This is a genomic window from Streptomyces sp. NPDC001678 (assembly GCF_042892945.1).
Lineage (GTDB): Bacteria > Actinomycetota > Actinomycetes > Streptomycetales > Streptomycetaceae > Streptomyces.
On the sequence record NZ_JBIAUP010000008.1, the window covers coordinates 74,181 to 88,922 of the forward strand.

Sequence of the window (14,742 nt, forward strand, 5' to 3'; positions counted from 1 at the left end):
GCCGGGGACGCATGCGGATCTTAAGGACATTTCCCCATGGCTGACACCCCTTCCCGCTCCCCCGCCGCCCCGGCGCGGCGCAAGTCCGGCCGCCACCGAGGCGAAGGCCAGTGGGCCGTCGGTCACTTCACCCCGCTGAACGCCAACGAGCAGTTCAAGAAGGACGACGACGGTCTCAATGTGCGGACACGCATTGAGACGATCTACTCCAAGACCGGCTTCGACTCCATCGACCCCAGCGATCTCCGTGGCCGGATGCGCTGGTGGGGCCTCTACACCCAGCGCAAGCCCGGCATCGACGGCGGCCGCACGGCCGTCCTGCCCCCGGAGGAGCTGGACGACGAGTTCTTCATGCTGCGGGTGCGCATCGACGGCGGCCGGCTGACCACCGCGCAGCTGCGCGTCATCGGCGAGGTCTCCCAGGAGTTCGCCCGGGGCACCGCCGACATCACCGACCGGCAGAACATCCAGTACCACTGGATCCGGATCGAGGACGTGCCGGAGATCTGGCGGCGGCTGGAGGCCGTCGGCCTGTCCACCACGGAGGCCTGCGGGGACACGCCCCGGGTGATCCTGGGTTCGCCCGTGGCCGGTATCGCCGAGGACGAGATCCTCGACGGCACCCCGGCCGTCGAGGAAATACACCGCCGCTTCATCGGCAACCCCGACTTCTCCAATCTGCCCCGGAAGTTCAAGTCGGCCGTCTCCGGCTCCCCGCTGCTGGACGTCGCCCACGAGATCAACGACGTCGCGTTCGTCGGCGTCCGCCACCCCGAGCACGGCCCGGGCTTCGACCTGTGGGTGGGCGGCGGGCTGTCCACCAACCCCCGGATCGGCGTCCGGCTCGGCGCGTGGGTGCCGCTGGAGGAGGTGGCGGACGTCTACGGCGCCGTCATCGGCGTCTTCCGCGACTACGGCTACCGGCGGCTGCGCAACCGGGCCCGGCTGAAGTTCCTCGTCGCCGACTGGGGTGCCGAACGGTTTCGCCAGGTGCTGGAGGACAAGTACCTCGGCCGCCGGCTCGTCGACGGCCCGGCCCCCGAGCAGCCCGTGGACCGCTGGCGGGACCACGTCGGGGTGCACCGGCAGCGGGACGGCCGCTGCTACGTCGGCTTCGCCCCGCGCGTCGGGCGGGTCGACGGCACCACGCTCACCAAGGTCGCGGAGCTGGCCGAGCGGCACGGCTCGGGCCGGGTCCGCACCACCGCCGAGCAGAAGATGATCGTGCTGGACGTGCCGCAGGAGCAGGTCTCCTCGCTGGTGGCGGGTCTGGAGGCGCTGGACCTGCGGGTCGCGCCCTCACCGTTCCGGCGCGGCACGATGGCCTGCACGGGCATCGAGTTCTGCAAGCTCGCGATCGTGGAGACCAAGGCGCGCGGCTCCTCGCTCATCGACGAACTCGAGCGCAGGCTGCCGGACTTCGACGAGCCCGTCACGATCAACATCAACGGCTGCCCCAACGCCTGTGCCCGTATCCAGGTGGCGGACATCGGTCTCAAGGGCCAGTTGGTCACCGACGAGCGGGGCGAGCAGGTCGAGGGCTTCCAGGTGCACCTGGGCGGGGCGCTGGGCCTGGAGGCCGGGTTCGGCCGCAAGGTGCGCGGCCTGAAGGTCACTTCGGCGGAGCTCCCGGACTACGTGGAGCGTGTCCTGCGGCGCTTCCAGGCGGAGAGAACCGAGGGGGAACGGTTCGCCCAGTGGGTGACCAGGGCTGACGAGGAGGCCCTCTCATGAGCGAACGCGCCGCCCCCTTTTACTGCCCCTACTGCGGGGACGAGGACCTGCGGCCCGGTGAGCAGGGTCATGGCGCCTGGGAGTGCGGCGCCTGCAACCGCGCCTTCAAGCTCTCCTTCCTCGGGCTCCTGGCCCGGGGCCTGGTCAAGGGGCGGCCCGATGAACGACCTTGAGCGGCTCGCCGACGAGGCGGGCCGGGAGCTGGAGGACGCGCCCGCCCTGGAGATCCTGCGCTGGGCCACCGACACCTTCGGCGAGCGCTTCTGCGTCACCGCCTCCATGGCGGACGCCGTCGTCGCCCACCTCGCCTCGCGCGTCCGCCCCGGCGTCGACGTGATCTTCCTGGACACCGGTTACCACTTCCCGGAGACCATCGGCACCCGCGACGCGGTCGAGGCCGTCATGGACGTCCACGTCCTGACGCTCACCCCGCGTCGCGACGTCGCCGAGCAGGACGCGGAGTTCGGGCCGCGGCTGTACGAGCGCGACCCGGACCTGTGCTGCCGGATGCGGAAGGTCGAGCCGCTGGCGGAGGGCCTGGCCGCGTACGACGCCTGGGCGACCGGCCTGCGCCGCGACGAGTCCCCGACCCGGGCCGGCACCCCGGTCGTGGGCTGGGACGCCCGGCGCGGCAAGGTCAAGGTCTCCCCGATCGCCCGCTGGACCGAGACGGACGTGGCCGCCTACATCGCCGAGCACGGCGTGCTCGTCAACCCGCTGCTGACGGACGGCTACACCTCCGTCGGCTGCGCGCCCTGCACGCGGCGCACGGCGGCGGGCGAGGACGCCCGGGCCGGCCGCTGGGCGGGCACGGGCAAGACGGAATGCGGGCTGCACGGATGACGGAACTCCTGTCGAACGAGCTGGTCAACGAGCTACCGAACGAGCTGGAGAGGAACATGAGCGTGGGCGCCACCGTGTGGCTCACCGGCCTGCCGAGCGCGGGCAAGACGACGATCGCCCGTGCGCTCGCGGACCGGCTGCGCGCCGAGGGCCGGCCGGTGGAGGTGCTGGACGGCGACGAGATCCGGGAGTTCCTCTCGGCGGGCCTGGGCTTCTCCCGCGAGGACCGGCACACCAACGTCCAGCGGATCGGCTTCGTCGCCCGGCTGCTGGCCGCGCACGGTGTGACGGTGCTCGTGCCCGTCATCGCGCCCTACGCGGACTCCCGGGAGGCGGTGCGCAAGCGCCATCAGGCGAGCGGCACGGGCTATGTGGAGGTCCATGTGGCCACTCCGGTGGACGTGTGCTCCGCCCGGGACGTGAAGGGCCTGTACGCCAAGCGGGCGGCGGGTGAGATATCCGGTCTGACCGGCGTCGACGACCCGTACGAGGTGCCGGCCGACCCGGACCTGCGGATCCCCGCGCACGAGCAGGGCGTCGAGGAGTCGGCGGCGGCGCTGTACGCGTTGCTGACGGAGAGGGGCCTGTTGTGAGTACTACGGACAGCCCGTACGCCCTGACGCATCTGGACGCGCTGGAGTCCGAGGCGGTGCACGTCTTCCGCGAGGTCGCGGGCGAGTTCGAACGGCCGGTGCTGCTGTTCTCCGGCGGCAAGGACTCCATCGTCATGCTGCACCTCGCCCTCAAGGCGTTCGCCCCGGCGGCCGTCCCCTTCCCGCTGCTGCACGTGGACACCGGGCACAACTTCCCCGAGGTCCTCGCCTACCGCGACCGCACGGTCGCCGAGCTGGGCCTGCGACTGCACGTGGCGTCCGTGCAGGACTTCATCGACCGGGGCGAGCTGCGCGAACGCCCCGACGGCACCCGCAACCCGCTCCAGACGGTCCCACTGCTGGACGCCATCAGCGGCAACCGCTTCGACGCGGTCTTCGGCGGCGGGCGGCGCGACGAGGAGAAGGCCCGGGCCAAGGAGCGGGTGTTCTCCCTGCGGGACGAGTTCGGCGGCTGGGACCCGCGCCGGCAGCGCCCCGAGCTGTGGCAGCTCTACAACGGCCGCCACTCCCCCGGCGAACACGTACGGGTCTTCCCGCTGTCCAACTGGACCGAGCTGGACGTCTGGCAGTACATCGCCCGCGAGAAGATCGAACTGCCCTCGATCTACTACGCCCACGAGCGGGAGGTCTTCCCCCGCGACGGCATGTGGCTGGCCCCCGGAGCCTGGGGAGGCCCCCGCGACGGCGAGCGGGTGGAGAGACGCCTGGTGCGCTACCGCACCGTGGGCGACATGTCCTGCACCGGCGCCGTCGACTCCGGCGCCGCCACCATCCACGGCGTCATCGCCGAGATCGCGGCGTCCCGGCTCACCGAGCGGGGTGCGACCCGGGCCGACGACAAACTGTCCGAGGCCGCGATGGAGGACCGCAAGCGCGAGGGGTACTTCTAGCCATGAGCACCGACACCGCCACCGACCAGGCCACCTCACTGCTGCGCTTCGCCACCGCCGGAAGCGTCGACGACGGCAAGTCCACACTCGTCGGACGCCTGCTCCACGACTCCAAGTCGGTCCTGGCCGACCAGCTCGAGGCCGTCGAACGGGCGTCGCTGGGCCGCGGCCAGGACGCCCCCGACCTGGCGCTGCTCACCGACGGGCTGCGCGCCGAGCGCGAGCAGGGCATCACCATCGACGTCGCCCACCGCTACTTCGCCACCGCCCGCCGCCGTTTCGTCCTGGCCGACACGCCCGGCCATGTGCAGTACACCCGCAACATGGTCACCGGTGCCTCCACCGCCGAGCTCGCCGTGGTGCTGGTCGACGCCCGCAACGGCGTCGTCGAGCAGACCCGCCGCCACGCGGCCGTCGCCGCGCTGCTGCGCGTCCCGCACGTGGTGCTGGCCGTCAACAAGATGGACCTCGTGGGCTACGCCGAATCCGCCTTCGCCGCGATCGCCGGGGAGTTCGGCGCGTACGCCGCCTCGCTCGGGGTGCCCGAGGTCACCGCGATCCCGATCTCGGCGCTCGCGGGCGACAACGTGGTGACCCCGTCCACCCACATGGACTGGTACGGCGGCCCGACCGTGCTGGAGCACCTGGAGACCGTGCCCGTCGGTGACGACCCCACCGCCGAGCCCGCCCGCTTCCCCGTCCAGTACGTCATCCGCCCCCGGACCGCCGCGCACCCCGACTACCGCGGCTACGCCGGCCAGGTCGCCTCCGGCGTGCTGCGCGTCGGCGAGCCGGTGACGGTCCTGCCCTCGGGGCGTACGAGCACGATCACCGCCATCGACGGCCTGGCCGGACCGGTGGACGTGGCCTGGGCCCCGCAGTCGGTCACCCTGCGGCTCGCCGACGACCTCGACGTCTCGCGCGGCGATCTCATCGCCCCCGCCGGCGCGACGCCCGACACCACCCAGGATGTCGAAGCCACCGTCTGCCACGTGGCGGACCGCCCGCTGCGCCCCGGCGACCGGGTGCTGCTCAAACACACCACGCGGACGGTCAAGGCGCTGGTCAAGGCGGTGCCGTCGCGGCTGGCCCTCGACGACCTCACCCAGCACCCGAACCCCGGCCAGCTGGCCGCCAACGACATCGGCCGGGTCGTCCTGCGCACCGCCGAGCCGCTCGCGCTGGACGCGTACGCCGACTCCCGGCGCACCGGCTCGTTCCTGCTGATCGACCCCGCAGACGGCACGACGCTGACGGCGGGCATGGCGGGGACGGCGTTCGTGGCGGACGTTCGGGGGTCGCTCGCGGCGGCCGACGACGACGGCTGGGACTTCTAGCCATGGCGGGCCGGGTCCAGGACGTCTTCGCGACGTTCGACAAGGAAGGCGGGCGCATAGGCAGCGGTGCCCTCGGCAGCGGGCAGGGCGGCGTGGGGCGATGTGCGGGCTGACGTCCGTCCCCAGCCTGGATACCGCCCATATCGCTGAACGAGAGGAACCCCCCTCGTGTCATCCCCCGCTCGCCGGCCACTGCCGGCGCTCGTCGCCGTGCCGCTGCTGGCCTTGGCCCTGGGCGCCTGCGGCTACGGTTCCCAGAAGGCCTCCGGCACCACCGCCGGCCCCGCGGCCGCCACCGGCGCGAAGCTCTCCGCCGGCACCGTGCGGATCGGCTACTTCCCCAACATCACCCATGCCACGCCGCTGGTCGGCGAGCAGGAGGGCATCCTCCAAAAGGAGCTGGGCGCCACCAAGCTGGCCTCGACCACCTTCAACGCCGGGCCGTCGGAGATCGAGGCGCTCAACGCGGGCTCCATCGACATCGGCTGGATCGGCCCCTCGCCCGCCATCAACGGCTATGTGAAGTCCAAGGGCGAGAACCTGCGGATCATCGCGGGTTCGGCCTCCGGCGGGGTGAAGCTGGTCGTCGACCCCAAGAAGATCCCCTCGCTGGAGGACGTCAAGGGCAAGCGGATCGCCACCCCGCAGAAGGGCAACACCCAGGACGTGGCGTTCCTCAACTGGATCTCCGGGCAGGGCTGGAAGGTCGACCCGCAGAGCGGCAAGGGCGATGTCTCGGTCGTCCGCACGGACAACAAGGTGACGCCCGACGCCTTCAAGTCCGGTTCCGTGGACGGCGCCTGGGTGCCCGAGCCGACGGCTTCCAAGCTGGTGTCGGAGGGCGGGAAGGTGCTGCTGGACGAGAGCACCCTCTGGCCGGACGGCAAGTTCGTCATCACCAATGTGATCGTGTCGAAGAAGTTCCTCGACGCCCACCCGGACGTGGTGGAGGCCGTGCTGCGGGGCTCGGTGAAGACCAACGCCTGGATCGCCGCGAACCCCGACCGGGCGAAGGCGTCGGCCAACGCGGCACTGAGGAAGCTGTCGGGCAAGGAACTGCCGCCGGAGATCCTCGACCCGGCGTGGCAGTCCATCAGGACGACGGACGACCCGCTGGCCACCACCCTCCAGGCCGAGGCGGACCACGCGGTCAAGGCGGGGCTGCTGGAGAAGCCGGATCTGGCCGGCATCTACGACCTGACCCTGCTCAACAAGGTCCTCAAGGCCGAGGGCAGGCCCACGGTCGGCGCGGCGCAGCTCGGCAGGCAGTGACGTGTACGCGGCAGTAGGGGCTCGTATGCCCGCTCCCCGACCAGGAGGTGGCCGGATGGCACCGGCACTGAGCACGAATACGTCCGCCACGGCCGCCGTCGGCGAGGGCCGGGCACCGGCCACGGCCGTCCGGATCGACCACGTACACAAGAGCTACGGCGGCCGTTCGGTACTTGACGACATCACCCTCGACGTCCGCCCCGGGGAGTTCGTGTGCCTGCTGGGCGCCTCGGGCTGCGGCAAGTCGACGCTGCTGAACCTGGTGGCCGGTCTGGACCGCCCGTCCGCCGGCACCATCGAGGTGCCCGGCGGCCGCCCGGCGCTGATGTTCCAGGAACACGCGCTGTTCCCGTGGCTGACGGCGGGCCGCAACATCGAACTGGCCCTGCGGCTGCGCGGCGTGCCGAAGGGTGAACGCCGGGCGGAGGCGGAGCGGTTGCTCCAGCTCGTCCGGCTGGGCGGCTCGTACGGCAAGCGGGTGCACGAGCTGTCGGGCGGGATGCGGCAGCGGGTCGCGCTGGCGCGGGCCCTGGCGCAGGACAGCCGGGTGCTGCTGATGGACGAGCCGTTCGCCGCGCTGGACGCGATCACCCGGGACGTGCTCCACCACGAGCTGACGCGCATCTGGTCGGAGACCTCGCTGTCGGTGCTGTTCGTCACCCACAACGTCCGGGAGGCGGTGCGGCTCGGCCAGCGGGTGGTGCTGCTGTCGTCCCGGCCGGGGCGTGTGGTGCGGGAGTGGATGGTGGACATCCCGCAGCCGCGCCGGATCGAGGACGCGGCGGTGGCGGACCTGTCGGTCGAGATCACCGAAGAGCTCCGGGGGGAGATCCGCCGCCATGGCAGGGACTGAGACCGGACCGCCCCGGGCCGGGACCGGCCCGGCCGCCGAAGGGGACCTGGCCGGTCTGGAGGCCGGGCTCGACGCCCTCGACACGGTGCCGGTGAAGCGGACGCCGCTGCGGGAGGTGCTGCTGCGCAAGGTGCTGCCGCCGGTCACCGCGGTCGTGCTGGTGCTGGTGGTCTGGAAGCTGCTGGTCCTGGCGGGCGTCACGGACGACTACAAGCTCCCCGACCCTTCGGCCGTCTGGGGCGCGCTGCGCAGACTGTGGCTGGAGGGCACGCTCTTCGGCATCGTCTGGACCAGCGTCTCGCGCGGTCTGCTCGGCTTCCTCGCCGCCCTCGCCATCGGCACCCCCCTGGGGCTGCTGGTGGCCAGGGTGCCGCTGATACGGGCGGCGCTGGGCCCGGTCCTGTCGGGGCTGCAGTCCCTGCCGTCGGTGGCCTGGGTGCCGGCGGCCGTCATCTGGCTGGGCATCACGGACTCGGCGATGTACGCGGTGATCCTGCTGGGCGCCGTGCCGTCCATCGCCAACGGCCTGGTCTCCGGCATCGACCAGGTGCCCCCGCTGTATCTGCGGGCGGGCCGCACAATGGGCGCGACCGGCGTGCGCGGGGCGTGGCACGTACTGCTGCCGGCGGCCCTGCCGGGATATCTGGCCGGGCTGAAGCAGGGCTGGGCCTTCTCCTGGCGATCGCTGATGGCGGCGGAGCTCATCGCCTCCTCGCCCGATCTGGGCCTGGGCCTGGGCCAGTACCTGGAGAACGCCCGCACCGACTCCGACATGCCGGGGGTGCTGCTGGGCATCACCCTCATCCTGTTCGTCGGCATCGCCATCGACCTGATCGTCTTCAGCCCGCTGGAGCGCAGGGTGCTGCGCTCGCGCGGCCTGGCGACGCGGTAGGGGCGCTTCCGTGGTGCTGCTCCTCGTCGCCCACGGCAGCCGCGACCCCCGGCACGCGGCGACGGTCACCGCCCTGCGGCGGGCGATCGCGGGGCGGCGGCCGGGGCTGCGCGTGAAGGTCGGCTTCCTGGACTTCTGCGCGCCGGGCGTACCGCGTGTCCTGGAACGGCTGGCGGCGGAGGGCGTACGGGAGGTGGTGGCGGTTCCGCTGCTGCTGACGCGGGCGTTCCACGCCAAGGCGGACATTCCGGCCGTGCTGGCCGGGGCGACCGCCCGGCTGCCGGGGATGGCCGTCCGGCAGGCGGCCGTCCTCGGCCCGTCGGCCCTGCTGACGGGCGCGCTGGAACGACGGCTGCGGCAGGCCGGGGTGCGCGACGCCGACCGGAGCTCGACCGGGGTCGTCCTGGCCTCGGCGGGCTCCTCGGACCCGGAGGCGATCGCGGTGATCGCGGAAATCGCGCGGGAGTGGCGGCACACGGGTGGTTGGTGTGCCGTGCGACCCGCGTTCGCCTCCGCCTCCCTCCCCCGCACGGAGGACGCGGTGCGCGCGCTGCGGCGCGTCGAGGGCGTACGGCGCGTGGCGGTCGCGCCGTACGTCCTGGCACCGGGACGGCTGCCGGACCGCATCGCAACGGGCGCGCGGGCGGCCGACTTCCTCGCGGACGTCCTGGGCCCGGCTCCGGAGGTGGCCGCGCTGGTGTTGCGGCGGTACGAGGAGGTTTTGGCCCTGCCCTCTCCGGTCGCGGCGGCTACCGCGTGAGCAGGGTGAGGACGTTGACGAGGGCGGTGAGGAGGGCGGCGCGGTCGGCGGGGGTGGTGTCGGTGCGCGGCAGGGCTGCGGTGAACGCCGCGATGAGGACGAGCAGTTCGAGAGTCATGCGCTGAACTTCTCCGATTTCCCGTTCGCCGGCGTTCACGCGTATGAAGATGAACGCATGGGTGCTGATGCGGGGGCGTCCGGGGCACTGGCCGAACTGGGCACGGTCCTGCGCCGGTTGCGGCTGGAGCGCGGGCTGACCTATGTGGCGCTGGAACGGCGGGCGGGGCTGGGCCACACGACCGTCAGCCAGACCCTGAACGGGCGGAAGGTACCGGCGGAGGGCACGGTGCTGGCCCTCGCCAAGGCCCTCGGCGCCGACCCGGGCCCGCTACTGGCGCTGCACGCCAGAGCGGCGGCGGAGGTCGCTCCGGAGGTCCTCCGGATCAGCGCGGAGGACGCGGCGTTCGAGGAGCGCTACCGGCAGTACGTGGTCGAGCGGCACGGCGAGCTCACCATCGTCGGGCTCGACCCGCAGGGACCGCATGCGGCGGGGTGGCCGCTGGATCCCGCCTACGTCAGCCTGGAACTGGCGAGCAGGAGCGGCGACGACGCTCTCGCCGTGGTCGAGCGCGCCGAGAAGGCCCTCGCGGGGCGGCGGCGGACGCTGATCCGTGGGCTCGCGGGCAGCGGCAAGACCACGCTCGTGCAATGGCTGGCCGTCACCTCCGCGCGGCGCGACCCGTCCGGCGCCCTCCCCCACCTGCGGGGATCCGTACCCTTCTTCCTCCCCTTGCGCAGGCTCGACCTCAAGAGCGCCCTGCCCGCTCCGGAGCGCTTCCTGGAAGCCATCAGGAGCCCCCTCGCGACCGCGCAGCCGTCGGGCTGGGCGGACCGGATCCTCACGAGCGGGCGAGGACTCCTGCTCATCGACGGCATCGACGAGGTGCCTTCGCAGCGGCGTGAGGAGACGAAGGACTGGCTCCACGATCTGATCGCCGCCTATCCGCACTCCTGCTTCGTCGTCACCACACGGCCGACGGCGGTGCCGGAACGCTGGCTCGGCGGGGCGGGGTTCGCGGAACTGACCGTACGGCCGATGGCCCGGAAGGACGTCCTCGTCTTCGCCACGCGGTGGCACGCGGCGGCCGGCACCGACCCGGGCCTCGAAGAACTCTTCAAGGACGCGGTGCGGGCCCAGCGGCCCCTGGCCCAGCTGGCGACCACCCCGCTGATGTGTGCCCTGATGTGCGCGCTCCACCGTGACCGCCGGAGCCGGCTCCCGCAGAGCCGGATGGAGTTGTACGAGGCGGCGCTGGCCATGCTGCTGGGGCGCAGGGACCACGAGCGGGGTGTCGAGGCCCCGGAAGGGATCACCCTGAGCCGGCAGGAGGCGGTCCGGCTGCTGCAGCGGCTGGCGTACTGGCTCATTCGCAACAAACAGGCGGAGATGGAGGAGGAGACCGCGCTGGCCGTCATCGAGGGCGCCCTCCCGGCGATGCCGGCCGTCGCCGAGCAGGGCGACGCCCGGCGCGTCCTCACGCACCTGGTCTCGCGCTGCGGACTGCTGCGCAGGCCGACGGCGGACACCCTCGACTTCGTCCACCGCACCTTCCAGGACTACCTCGGCGCGAAGGCGGCCGTGGAGGAACACGACCTCGGCCTGCTGGTGCAGAACGCCCACGACGGCCAGTGGGAGGACGTCGTACGGATGGCCGTGGCCCACGCCCGGCCCGCCGAACGGGCGGCGCTGCTCAACCGGCTGACGACACGCGGCGACCGGGATGCCGGCCACCGGACGCGACTGCGTCTGCTCGCCATGGCCTGTCTGGAGCAGGCCGACGAGCTGGTCCCGGAGGTCCGGGCGGCGGTGGAGCAACGGGCGGCGACCTTGCTGCCGCCGCGTACGCCGGACGAGGCGCTGGAGCTGGCCGCGGTGGGGTCGGTCATCCTGGATCTCCTGCCGGGGCGGCCGGAGGGGCTGCCGGACACGGAGGCGGCGGCCGTCGTCCGCACGGCGGCGGCGGTGGGCGGGGACGCCGCCCTGACGTTGCTCAAGCGGTACTGCGCCAGCCCCAGCCCACGTGTCCACGGTGTGCTCGCGGGGAGGTGGGGTTCGTTCGACACCGAGGAGTTCGCGGAGGAGATCCTCGGCCGGCTGCCCGCCGACTGTCCCATCACGGTGCACAGCCCCACCGCTCTGAAGCTGATGCCCGCGCTCCCTCAGAAGTCGGACATCTGCTTCGTCGGGGACCTCTCCGCGGACGACATCATGAGGGCGGTCGATCCGGACCGTTTGACGACCATCAGGCTGTCCGCCAACCACCGGCTGACCGACGTGACCTTCCTGCGGAGCCTGCCGGGACTGCGGAGGCTCTGGCTGTCGAAATGCCCGGAGATAGCCGACTTGTCGCCGCTCGCCGGACTGCCGCTCACCCAGTTGCTGATCTGGGACACCCGCCCGCACGACCTGCGCCGTCTGTCGGAGCTCCCGGAGCTCGACGAGCTGGACCTCGACCTTCCCGTGCACCGGTCGCACACGTCGTCGCTCCCCGCCATGCCCAAGCTGCGGAAGCTCCACGCGTGGCAGCGCAACGCCTCACGGTCCCTGACGGGCATCGACGCGTTCGGCGGACTGGAACGCCTCAGCATCCAGGCCACCAGCTTTCCCGAAAGGGATCGCGAGGAACTCACACGTCTGCCGCACCTGACGCACCTGCGGATCACCGGGCAGAACATGTCCCGGCTCATCGAGAGCCCGCCCTTCCCCCGGGTCCGGGAACTCACACTCTTGGATCCCTCGCCCGCCCCCATCGACCTGACAGCCGTGGGCAAGGTCTTCCCGGCCCTCCGGTCGCTGGAGATCGATGGCCGGCTGGGCCCCACGGACGTCGACCTGACGCCGCTCGCCGGCATCGACCGGCTCCATGTCCGCGTCGAGGAGACCGAGGCGGTCCTCGGCCTGAACCTCTTCCCGGCCGGCAGGGTCACCCTCGTCCCCGGGCCCCGCTCCTGATCGCCGGACGACCGCCGTGCCCCGTGGGGGTTGGGCACGGCGGCCGATGGGACGCGACCGTACCAGGGGTTACGTGATCGGCCGAACTCCGGCGTGTCCGGACACCGCCCCGCATGGGAGAGACTGACGGCATCCTGTACGGCGGAGAAGTGGAAGGAACGGCGTGGCATTCACCGAACAGCGGGCGCGGGAAGTCCTCGCGGCGGCGGGCACTCCGCTTCCGGCCGGCGAGGCCGAGCTGCTGGCCCTCGGCGAGAACGCGGTGTTCGCCGCCGACGGCCTCGTCGCGAAGGTGGGGCGGGACGCCTCCCTCGTGGAGCGCGCCGGCCGGGAGCTGCGGATCGCCGCCTGGCTCGCGGAGGCCGGGGTGCCGGCCGTGCGCGCGGCGGAGCCCGGGGTGCTGGTCGCCGACGGGCATCCGGTGACGCTCTGGCACCGGCTCCCGGCGGCCGAGCGCCCTGCCGGTCCCGCCGACCTGGCCGCCCTGCTCCGGCAGGTACACGTCCTGCCGGACCCGGGGTTCGGGCTGCCCCGGCGTGATCTGCTGGGCGGCGTCGAGCGGTGGCTGCGGCTGGCCGGGACGGCCATCGACCCGGCCGACGCCGACTATCTGCGCGAGCGCCGCGACGGATTCGCCGCCGCGGCCGCCGCCCTCACCCCGCATCTGCCGCCGGGGGCGATCCACGGTGACGCCCTCCCCCGCAACGTCCACATCGGGCCGGACGGGCCCGTACTCGTCGACCTGGAGACCTTCGCCTCGGACCTGCGGGAGCACGACCTGGTGGTGATGGCCCTCAGCAAGGACCGGTACGGGCTGGACCCGGACGCCTACCACTCCTTCGTCCACACCTACGGCTGGGACGTCCGGGAGTGGGAGGGCTGCGCCGTGCTGCGCGGGGCCCGGGAGACGGCGAGCTGCGCCTGGGTCGCGCAGCACGCGCCGGGCAATCCGGCCGCCCTCGCCGAGTTCCGCCGCCGGGTCGCCTCGCTGCGGGAGAACGACCCGGCGGTGCGCTGGTACCCCTTCTGACCGGTTCTGACCGGTTCCGGACAGAACCGGCTACGCGCCGAGGAACGAGGAGCGCGGTCCGTCGAGGGTGGCGTTCATCCGTGCCAGCTGGCCCTCCGTGAACATGAACATGGCCACGTCGTCGACGTAGTCCATGTAGTTCATGAACATGTCGCCGTCGGGTGCGTTGTTGCACGTGACGCGGGGGAACTTCGGCGCGCCGAAGTTGGGCCCGCCCTGGTTGGGGGTGTCGGCCACGAAGTCGGTGCCGTTGCAGGCCGTGCCGTCGTCGCCCCAGATGTGGAAGAGATTCAGCCAGTGGCCCACTTCATGGGTCGCGGTGCGGCCCAGATCGAAGGGTGCCGTCGCGGTCCCGCTGGTGCCGAACGCGGAGTGGAGGATGACCACGCCGTCGGTGGCGGCCGGTCCGCCGGGGAACTGTGCGTAGCCGAGCAGCCCGCCGCCCAGCTCGCAGGACCACAGGTTGAGATAGCGGTCGGAGGGCCAGGGGTCCTGGCCACCGGTCGCCGTCGACTTCACGGCGTCGTCGGTGCCGAAACTCGCGGTCGCGGTCTGGGTGCGGGTGATGCCGTTGGTCGGCGCGCCGGACGGGTCGGTGGTGGCCAGATGGAATTCGATGTTGCAGTCGGCCGCCAGCGCCTTCCAGACGGCCGGGACGCCGGAGACATCCGCATTGGTCTTGCGGTAGTCCCGGTTGAGGGCCTCGATCTGGCTGGCGATCTGGGCGTCGTCGATGTTCTGCGCGCCGTTCTGGTGCACGACGTGGACGACGACCGGGATGCGGGTCACTCCGGTACGGGTGGTCCGCTCATGCCCCTTCTCATAGGCGAAGGCCTTGTTCTCGAGGGCCGCACGGGCCTGCGCGTACGGGGCGTGTTCGGTGAGCAGTCTGCGGTGGACTTCCATGGTCCCGCACAGCAGGCTCTCGGGTGACCTCTCGGCTGTGGCGTTCTGCCGGTTCTCGGGCATGCTGCACCTCCTCTGACCGCCGTGGAACACGGCGAGTTACGGGAGAGAGTCGGGCCCGATGGCGTCTACGGTAGACCCGTAGGACGTGAAAAGAGATGGATATCGTGGAATTCAATTCCAACCGTATGTCAACCTTCCGGATCCCGCCATTCAGGTGAATCCGGGTAATTGCTGAGGTATTTGAGGAATGAACGAGCCGCCTCCGGCCCTCTTCCGGAACTGGACGCACTCCCGTGAAGAGGACTCCGCCGACATCACCGTCTACCGGCCCGCCGACCATCCCTTCCCGCCCTCGCGGGGGCGGGAAGGGATGGAGTTCGCCGCCGACGGAACGTTCACCGATCACCCCATCGGGCGCGGTGACGCCCCCGACTCGGTGCCGGGCGTCTGGCAGTCCAAGGACGGCGTCCGGCTGACGATCTCCTTCCCCGAGGCCGGGCGGCCCGGGCGGGAGCTGGAGATCGTCTCCTGCGACGAGAGCGCGCTCAGGGTACGGGGCTAGCCGGCGCCGTGCCCGTCGCCGCGCGCAGCCGTT

Annotated in this window: 15 protein-coding genes; 13 read left to right on the forward strand and 2 right to left on the reverse strand. The window is 72.1% G+C overall.

Annotated elements, in window-relative coordinates; all coding sequences use genetic code 11:
• The first annotated feature begins 36 nt into the window (after window positions 1-36).
• The 10 genes from ACFYZR_RS18575 (at window position 37) to ACFYZR_RS18620 (ending at window position 9,195) form a co-directional block, all read left to right on the forward strand.
• Window positions 37-1,734, forward strand: a complete 1,698-nt coding sequence (locus ACFYZR_RS18575; protein WP_391911470.1) for a nitrite/sulfite reductase — start codon at window positions 37-39, stop codon at window positions 1,732-1,734.
• Window positions 1,731-1,907 carry a hypothetical protein gene (locus tag ACFYZR_RS18580; RefSeq protein ID WP_391911472.1) on the forward strand — a complete coding sequence of 59 codons (177 nt, stop codon included), beginning with the start codon at window positions 1,731-1,733 and terminating at the stop codon, window positions 1,905-1,907. Before ACFYZR_RS18575 ends, ACFYZR_RS18580 begins: the two co-directional genes overlap by 4 nt.
• Complete coding sequence (locus ACFYZR_RS18585; protein WP_391911474.1) at window positions 1,894-2,577, forward strand: phosphoadenylyl-sulfate reductase; 684 nt, start codon at window positions 1,894-1,896, stop codon at window positions 2,575-2,577. Before ACFYZR_RS18580 ends, ACFYZR_RS18585 begins: the two co-directional genes overlap by 14 nt.
• A 56-nt stretch (window positions 2,578-2,633) precedes the next feature.
• Window positions 2,634-3,170 carry an adenylyl-sulfate kinase gene (gene cysC / locus ACFYZR_RS18590; RefSeq protein WP_391911866.1) on the forward strand — a complete coding sequence of 179 codons (537 nt, stop codon included), beginning with the start codon at window positions 2,634-2,636 and terminating at the stop codon, window positions 3,168-3,170.
• Complete coding sequence (cysD, locus tag ACFYZR_RS18595) at window positions 3,167-4,081, forward strand: sulfate adenylyltransferase subunit CysD (protein WP_391911476.1); 915 nt, start codon at window positions 3,167-3,169, stop codon at window positions 4,079-4,081. Before cysC ends, cysD begins: the two co-directional genes overlap by 4 nt.
• Before the next feature lie 2 nt (window positions 4,082-4,083).
• Window positions 4,084-5,418, forward strand: a complete 1,335-nt coding sequence (locus tag ACFYZR_RS18600; protein ID WP_391911478.1) for a sulfate adenylyltransferase subunit 1 — start codon at window positions 4,084-4,086, stop codon at window positions 5,416-5,418.
• A gap of 168 nt (window positions 5,419-5,586) precedes the next feature.
• On the forward strand, window positions 5,587-6,690 hold the full coding sequence (locus ACFYZR_RS18605; protein ID WP_391911480.1) for an aliphatic sulfonate ABC transporter substrate-binding protein: 1,104 nt from the start codon (window positions 5,587-5,589) through the stop codon (window positions 6,688-6,690).
• 55 nt (window positions 6,691-6,745) lie between these two features.
• Window positions 6,746-7,543 carry an ABC transporter ATP-binding protein gene (locus tag ACFYZR_RS18610; protein WP_391911482.1) on the forward strand — a complete coding sequence of 266 codons (798 nt, stop codon included), beginning with the start codon at window positions 6,746-6,748 and terminating at the stop codon, window positions 7,541-7,543.
• Entirely contained in the window at window positions 7,530-8,435 is a 906-nt protein-coding gene (locus ACFYZR_RS18615; protein ID WP_391911484.1) for an ABC transporter permease, read from the forward strand. The genes ACFYZR_RS18610 and ACFYZR_RS18615 overlap by 14 nt, the downstream gene beginning before the upstream one ends.
• A gap of 10 nt (window positions 8,436-8,445) precedes the next feature.
• Window positions 8,446-9,195, forward strand: a complete 750-nt coding sequence (locus ACFYZR_RS18620) for a sirohydrochlorin chelatase (RefSeq protein WP_391911486.1) — start codon at window positions 8,446-8,448, stop codon at window positions 9,193-9,195.
• On the opposite strand, the gene ACFYZR_RS18625 is transcribed toward ACFYZR_RS18620, so the two are convergent.
• Entirely contained in the window at window positions 9,185-9,313 is a 129-nt protein-coding gene (locus tag ACFYZR_RS18625; RefSeq protein WP_391911488.1) for a hypothetical protein, read from the reverse strand. The genes ACFYZR_RS18620 and ACFYZR_RS18625 overlap by 11 nt on opposite strands.
• Window positions 9,314-9,370: 57 nt before the next feature.
• Between ACFYZR_RS18625 and ACFYZR_RS18630 the strand changes: the two genes are divergently transcribed.
• Window positions 9,371-12,208: an NACHT domain-containing protein gene (locus ACFYZR_RS18630; RefSeq protein ID WP_391911490.1), complete on the forward strand. Its 2,838-nt coding sequence runs from the start codon at window positions 9,371-9,373 to the stop codon at window positions 12,206-12,208.
• 163 nt (window positions 12,209-12,371) lie between these two features.
• Window positions 12,372-13,238: a phosphotransferase enzyme family protein gene (locus ACFYZR_RS18635; protein ID WP_391911492.1), complete on the forward strand. Its 867-nt coding sequence runs from the start codon at window positions 12,372-12,374 to the stop codon at window positions 13,236-13,238.
• 30 nt (window positions 13,239-13,268) lie between these two features.
• Here the strand turns inward: ACFYZR_RS18635 and ACFYZR_RS18640 are convergent, their stop codons facing one another.
• Entirely contained in the window at window positions 13,269-14,207 is a 939-nt protein-coding gene (locus ACFYZR_RS18640) for a zinc metalloprotease (protein ID WP_391911494.1), read from the reverse strand.
• A 187-nt stretch (window positions 14,208-14,394) separates the two neighbouring features.
• Here ACFYZR_RS18640 and ACFYZR_RS18645 point away from each other — a divergent pair, with 187 nt between their 5' ends.
• Window positions 14,395-14,709: a hypothetical protein gene (locus tag ACFYZR_RS18645; RefSeq protein ID WP_391911496.1), complete on the forward strand. Its 315-nt coding sequence runs from the start codon at window positions 14,395-14,397 to the stop codon at window positions 14,707-14,709.
• The last annotated feature ends 33 nt before the right edge of the window (window positions 14,710-14,742 follow it).